Below are 6,312 nucleotides of genomic sequence, written 5' to 3' on the forward strand. Positions count from 1 at the left end.
GACGACCAAATTTAGGTTGCCCTTCAGGTGTTGTCTCAAGGTCGCCTGCAAACTGGTGCGCCAGGTTAACCTTGTCAACCACCACCTGATGAAAGGCACCAATGACCTGTAAACAGAAAAAACCGCTACCCATAAAGAAACCACCGATCAAAAATGAATTATGTTTACGAAAAGAAGGTACGAAAGTAAATACATGTAAATGATGCGTGAATAAGTATCATGACATTAACAGACTGTCAAAAGTCAAAAAAATATTTTAATAGCGTAATTTTACGCATTTAATAAGATCCTTTGCGTTTGGTTTGTGAGCATAACATTAGTTTGTTTTGTGTATGTCTGTTATCTGGACTGACCCTTCTTATATACCAAGGGGGTTAGCTTATGGTCGGGAGGAAAATAAATAAACATTACCACGCTAATTAATAACCACAACTTAAGTGTGCATTTAATGTTGTTTGTATTTAATTGGGTATTGTCAATAAAAAAATAAAAAAATGTTTATGCGGTGTTGTGAAATCATTAATTCATGGTTAGCATCAACACGTTGTTGTTTTGCAAGACCAACAACTTAATGGACAATATTCAGGCGTTATTATCTCCGCTTTTGAATTTTCATGGATGCAAGCAAATACAGCGTTTCCACGAAAAACATTCTTATCCGGAGAGATAAATGACAACTGTAATGCCTGATATTAATTCCATTAATAGCTGGACTTCAGCCGATTACGCTTTACTGACGGCCGATTTTATTAACCAAATGACCACGTCTCAAGTTCAGGCGATGGTATATCCGGAACGGGTGCCTGTTGCTGCAGTCAGTGGGTTTACAGCGGCACAAATGCCATATCTTGCGAGCCTTCATTCTTGCTCTGCAAAATGGATAAACAATTTAAGTCTCCCGGCTTTGCAGGGAATGACTCCTGGTCAATTTTATTCAGTGACCCGACCCGTTCTTTGCCTTTTCGATGACGCGCATTTAGCGGCCTTAACGGGCGCTCAGGTTGCGTATACGAATAAGCTGGACGGTTTATCGGCCCGGCAGTTTGGTTTGTTAAATATTTCTGGTATGTCTGCATCTCAGATTTCAAGCTGGAGCCAGACCCAGGTATCCGCATTTACCGCACAGCAAATCAGTTCTTTGAGTAACACACAAATTCAGGCCCTGAAGAACCCGACGGACTTATCAGCTGCTGCCATTACCGGTTTTAATGCCACACAGCTACCCGCTATCCCGCTGAATTTTTCACAGTTTTCTGCCACGTGGCTATGCAATTTGACCGTTTCAGCTTTTCAGGGGATCACGACTTCACAAGTTAGCCAGATTACGGCTGCAACCTTGACGGCGCTGGATAGCGATCATCTGACGGCATTCACCGCAACACAAGTCAATTCCCTTGCTGATCTCACACCACTAAGCAGTGCACAATTTGGATTACTTAATATTTCTGCACTGTCGGTATCGACCACAGCAAATCTGACTCAAACGGAATACGCAGGGCTGACCAACCAACAAATCTCAACATTAAGTCCCGCGCAAATTCAGTCATTGCAGGATCCGGAGTGGTTGGGAAGTGGCGTCGATTTCTCGCAACTGCCCGCGACATTTATCAATAACCTGAGTGTTGCGGCACTTCAGAAGCTTTCTGCTACACAGCTTAATGCGCTGAGCACATCAACGCTGGCAAACCTGGATAATGCCCATCTGGCAGCATTGACGGCAGACCAGGTTAATTCAATGACCCATTTATCGGCCCTGAGTAGTCAGCAGCTGGGAATAATTAATCTATCCGGACAGTCAGTTTCAGCCATTAGTAGCTGGAGCCTGAACCAGTACGCGACATTAACGGCACAACAGATTGCTTCTTTAAGTGCTGCACAAATTCAGGCATTACAGCACCCGGAGTGGATACCTGTAGCCGCGGTGAATGGCTTATCGGCAGCACAAATGCCCGCTATTAGTCTTAATTTTTCGCAGTTTTCAAGCCGCTGGCTAAATAGCCTCAATGTCTCTGCTTTGCAGGCACTTTCAGCCGCTCAACTCAATCAAATTAGCCCGGCAACACTCAATACGTTAAATGACGTGCAACTGTCTGCATTAACCGCATCGCAAGTTGCTGCAATGACAAATCTATCTGCACTAAGCAACCTGCAACTTGGATTATTAAATATTAGTGGGCAGTCAGTCGCGAATATTACCGGCTGGACGCAGGCTAACTATGCCACACTGTCAGCCCAGCAGAGCGCTTCTTTGAGTAGCGCACAAATTCAGGCGGTATTACAGCACCCTGACTGGGTGCCGGTTTCGGCCATCAGCGGCTTAACCGCAGGACAAATCTCAGCACTTGCGACTGACTTCTCGGTGTTCCAGGCGGCATTTATTAACGGCCTTAGCAGCCAGGCGTTGCAGGCTATTACCGCAACCCAGCTTAATCAGCTCACCACATCAGCGCTTACAGGACTGGATAATGCCCATTTATCGGCATTAACCGCAGCGCAAGTCAACGCCATGACCCATTTAACGGTATTGAGTAGCGCCCAGTTTGGGTTGTTAGATCTTTCCGGGCTGTCAACATCAGAAATTGCCGCGTTGACGCAGACGGAATACGCAGGAATTACCGCGCAGCAAATGCTGACGCTAAGCTCTGCTCAAATCCAGGCAATGCAGCATCCTGAATGGCTGCCAGCCAGTAGCCAGGATTTTTCGCAGATCCCGGCATCCGTGTTGAATAATATGAGTTTGGTGGCACTTCAGGCGCTGTCAGTCTCGCAACTTAATCAGATTAGTGTCCAGGCGTTAAGTGGACTGGATGCTGCACATCTCTCAGCATTATCCGCCAGCCAGGTGAGCGGTATGACTCATCTTGCCGCTCTGAGCGCCTATCAGCAGGGGCTAATTAATATTTCGTGGGAGTCAGTCGCGCAAATCACTGGCTGGAGCCAGGACCAGTACGCCACGCTTTCGTCGCAACAAATCGCTTCATTGACGGCCACACAAGTACAGGCGGTTTTACTGCATCCTGACTGGATCCCTGCGGCTGCGATTGGTGGTTTCACTTCAGGTCAGATCCCGGCAATCACCACTGATTTTTCTCAGTTCTCAGCAGCATTTATTAACAGTCTGAATACCCAGGCATTGCAGGCCATTACGACAACGCAGCTAAATAAAATAAGCCCAACAACATTAAGCCAGCTGGATTATGCCCATCTTTCTGCATTAAGCCCGGTGCAGGTAAGTTCAATGAAGAACCTGGGTGGACTGAGTAGTGCCCAGTTTGGCTTACTGAATATTTCCCAGATGTCGGCTTCGGCTATTAGCGCTTTGAGTCAGACTGAATATCAGGGGCTAACAGCTTTACAGATTTCTACCTTAACGCCCGCACAAATTGAGGCGATGCTTCATACATCGTGGATGCCTGATATCGCAGCCAGTGCCTTTACTGCCGATCAGGTACAGAACATTAGTATCAGCATGTCCTGGTTCACTGCGGGATGGCTTAATAATTTAAGCACAACAGCGTTCCAGGCAATGACTGCGACGCAGATTGGGCAGATTAGTGCGGCAAATTTGAGTGCGCTTGATAATGTCCATATTGCCGCTTTAACGGCAGGGCAGATAGCGGGCATCACGACAAGCTTTAGTTGTTTCTCAGCCGCTGCATTAAACAGCATAAATACCACTGCATTCCAAGCGATAAGCACCACTCAGTTGAACAACATCAGTACGGCAAATTTGGCGGCTCTTGATAATGCACATCTTTCTGCATTAACGGCTGCGCAGGTTAGCGCAATGACGCACTTAACTTCGCTGAGCAGCGACCAGTTTGGTTTGCTGGATATTTCTGCTTTGCCTGTATCAGCTATTACTGGCTGGACACAAACTCAGTATGCCGGGCTTTCTGCACAACAAATGTCAACATTAAGTGCCGCGCAAATATCAGCAATGACCCATGTTGACTGGCTATCACCTTCTGCTGCGTGCGGAGTGGTACCTGCGCAAATGCAATCTTTGGGTAACCGCCTGTCACAACTATCAGCAGCCTTTTTGAATAATCTCTCTATCCCGGCATTAGGGGCTATTTCTGGTAGCCAATTTTCAGCGATGACGCCAGCAGCTATCGCTGGATTAGATCCACTTCATATCGCAACACTCACCAGCCAACTGGTATCCATCAATGCTGATGATTTGCTGTCTATTGCTCCGTTATTGACCCCGGCGCAGCTGAATTTGCTATCACAAAGCCAACAAACATTGTTGTCAACCTCGGCGACCTCCACAGGTTCGTTAATGAATAGCATCAGCGATTCTGGATTGAAAAGCATCCTGCAAACGGCTGCCATAAACAATCATTCACTCTTTAGCTTTGGTGCTATTGAAACGGTATTAAAAAACTTCGCTGCTTCATTAACCAGCGGGCTCACTGCGGCGCAATATAACGATTTAACCCAGTACGTGCAGAATATTGGCAGTGTCTGCGGGACGGGGTCATCACTATATTCGGTGGTGAATGGAATGGTGACGGGGGCAAATGGCGCTTCAGTTGACTGGGCTTCAGCAAGCGGCAATGTTCGTATCGGTAATCTTGGTGCCGGGTCTTCAGCCACACAGTTCACTCAGCTTCTGACAGCCTGGATGGACGGGGGGAATGCGCCACAAGGATCCACATCAAATCACGTGACGGGTCGCCCACTGTTTGCCAACCAGACCGCGACTGTTAGCGATATTCACCAGGGTGTTTTCGGGGACTGCTATCTCTTAGCGCCGTTAATGGCGATAGCGAGTACTACGCCAGACTATTTAAAATCAATTATTGTACAGAATACCAACGATACCTACAGCGTGCGGTTCTTTAATAATGGCACCGCCGACTGGGTTACGGTAAATAACAATACATACCAGATGGGGGAAAGTTCAGATAACTCAAGCTGGGGTGCCATTATTGAACGTGCTTTTGAGACATTTAGTACCACATACCGTGGTGGCGATAATGATTACAGCACCATTCGTGGCGGTAACTTATTTACTCTGCAACAACTCACGGGTGATTCCTACACATCCTTCAAGGCAAGTTATTACACTGAAACTGACTGGAATAGCACTGTTTTTGAGTCTTTAAAAACTGCGGTCCTGAGTGGTGAACCGGCTGAAATCGAAAGTTTCTTAAGCACCAAGGATTCACTGAATGGCAACACAGATTTAGTTTCTGGCCATATGTTAGCAATAACGGGATTTGATACGGGTACCAACAATTTTATTGTCGTCAATCCGTGGGGTGCTGACTCAAAAAGTGGCTTTAATGGAACCTTTGAGGCCTCAATGGATCAATTGTGGGAAGGTGGAGTGAGTACGGTTGGGTATGCCAACACGAACGGAGCCAGCGGCATTGCAGGGCAACTGATCAATGCCATGGCGACTGTCACTCCTGTTTCAGCTGCACCTTTAGCCACCGCATCTGCTTTGCTTTCTAGTACGAATGCAGGCCTGGTCGCATCACATGCATAATGGTTAATCAATAAACTGAGAGAAACATACTGGAATTGCGTGAGTTTATCTTTTGAGAGCGCCGGGTGACATCGTTCACCCGGTACTCGCAGAGAAAAGTGAACAGACATACAGGTGTTACTTTTGTCACGAACATATCGTAAGGAAAATTGATTATGGGAAATCCAGTTGTGCCTATGGCAGAAATTGAGCGCATTTTTAGTTTAGTTAAAAACAGCAACGATCTGATTGCCATACATTTAAAGCCGGGTGCAATTATTGACCCACAACTATCGTCGGGTGATTCAATTTATCTTGTTGAAGGAGGGCGAGTGTCTATTCAGCACACGCAGAATGCTAAGCTTCTCTATAACTTTTCACATAAATTCATATTTGGCTTAACCAGTCTATGTGATGGTGTCAATATTGATGGCCATTTCTTGTCTTGTGAAGACGATATTATCGTTACGCTTATCAAACGAGAACGCTTTGAAGTCTTGCTTGATGAGGGTATGCACTGGAAATCTATTGCTATCATTTTGTCTTACTATCTGTCATTAACAGCCCAGTGGCGTGCAGAAAACGACCAGTGCGTAGATAACTACAGTATAATGCGCTGCTGCCTTAAAAAAATCTGGGCGATGCAGGAAAATGAAAGAAGCGAAACATCGATTTATGAATACATTTCCAAAAGGCATCATATTTCCAGAAGCTCTATCACAAAAATGCTGAAAACTTTAAATGACGGGAACTATATTGCAACCAAAAGAGGTATTTTGTTACATATGAATGAATTGCCAAGGTATTATTGAACCCAACTGCGCGGGTTGTAT

Annotated in this window: 2 protein-coding genes; both read left to right on the forward strand. The window is 45.9% G+C overall.

Annotation, left to right across the window (positions count from 1 at the left end; all coding sequences use genetic code 11):
• Positions 1 to 670 precede the first annotated feature (670 nt).
• Positions 671 to 5,500, forward strand: a complete 4,830-nt coding sequence (locus M977_RS23290) for a C2 family cysteine protease (protein ID WP_064519401.1) — start codon at positions 671 to 673, stop codon at positions 5,498 to 5,500.
• A 155-nt stretch (positions 5,501 to 5,655) separates the two neighbouring features.
• Entirely contained in the window at positions 5,656 to 6,291 is a 636-nt protein-coding gene (locus M977_RS23295; protein WP_064519403.1) for a helix-turn-helix domain-containing protein, read from the forward strand.
• Positions 6,292 to 6,312: the final 21 nt, after the last annotated feature.

It is taken from the genome of Buttiauxella gaviniae ATCC 51604 (assembly GCF_001654835.1).
GTDB classification, from domain to species: domain Bacteria; phylum Pseudomonadota; class Gammaproteobacteria; order Enterobacterales; family Enterobacteriaceae; genus Buttiauxella; species Buttiauxella gaviniae.

What these genes read in the sequence shown, in the direction of transcription:
- M977_RS23295 (WP_064519403.1), top strand. Translation starts at nt 5,656, where the DNA reads ATGGGAAATCCAGTTGTGCCTATGGCAGAAATTGAGCGCATTTTTAGT.
- M977_RS23290 (WP_064519401.1), top strand. Translation starts at nt 671, where the DNA reads ATGACAACTGTAATGCCTGATATTAATTCCATTAATAGCTGGACTTCA.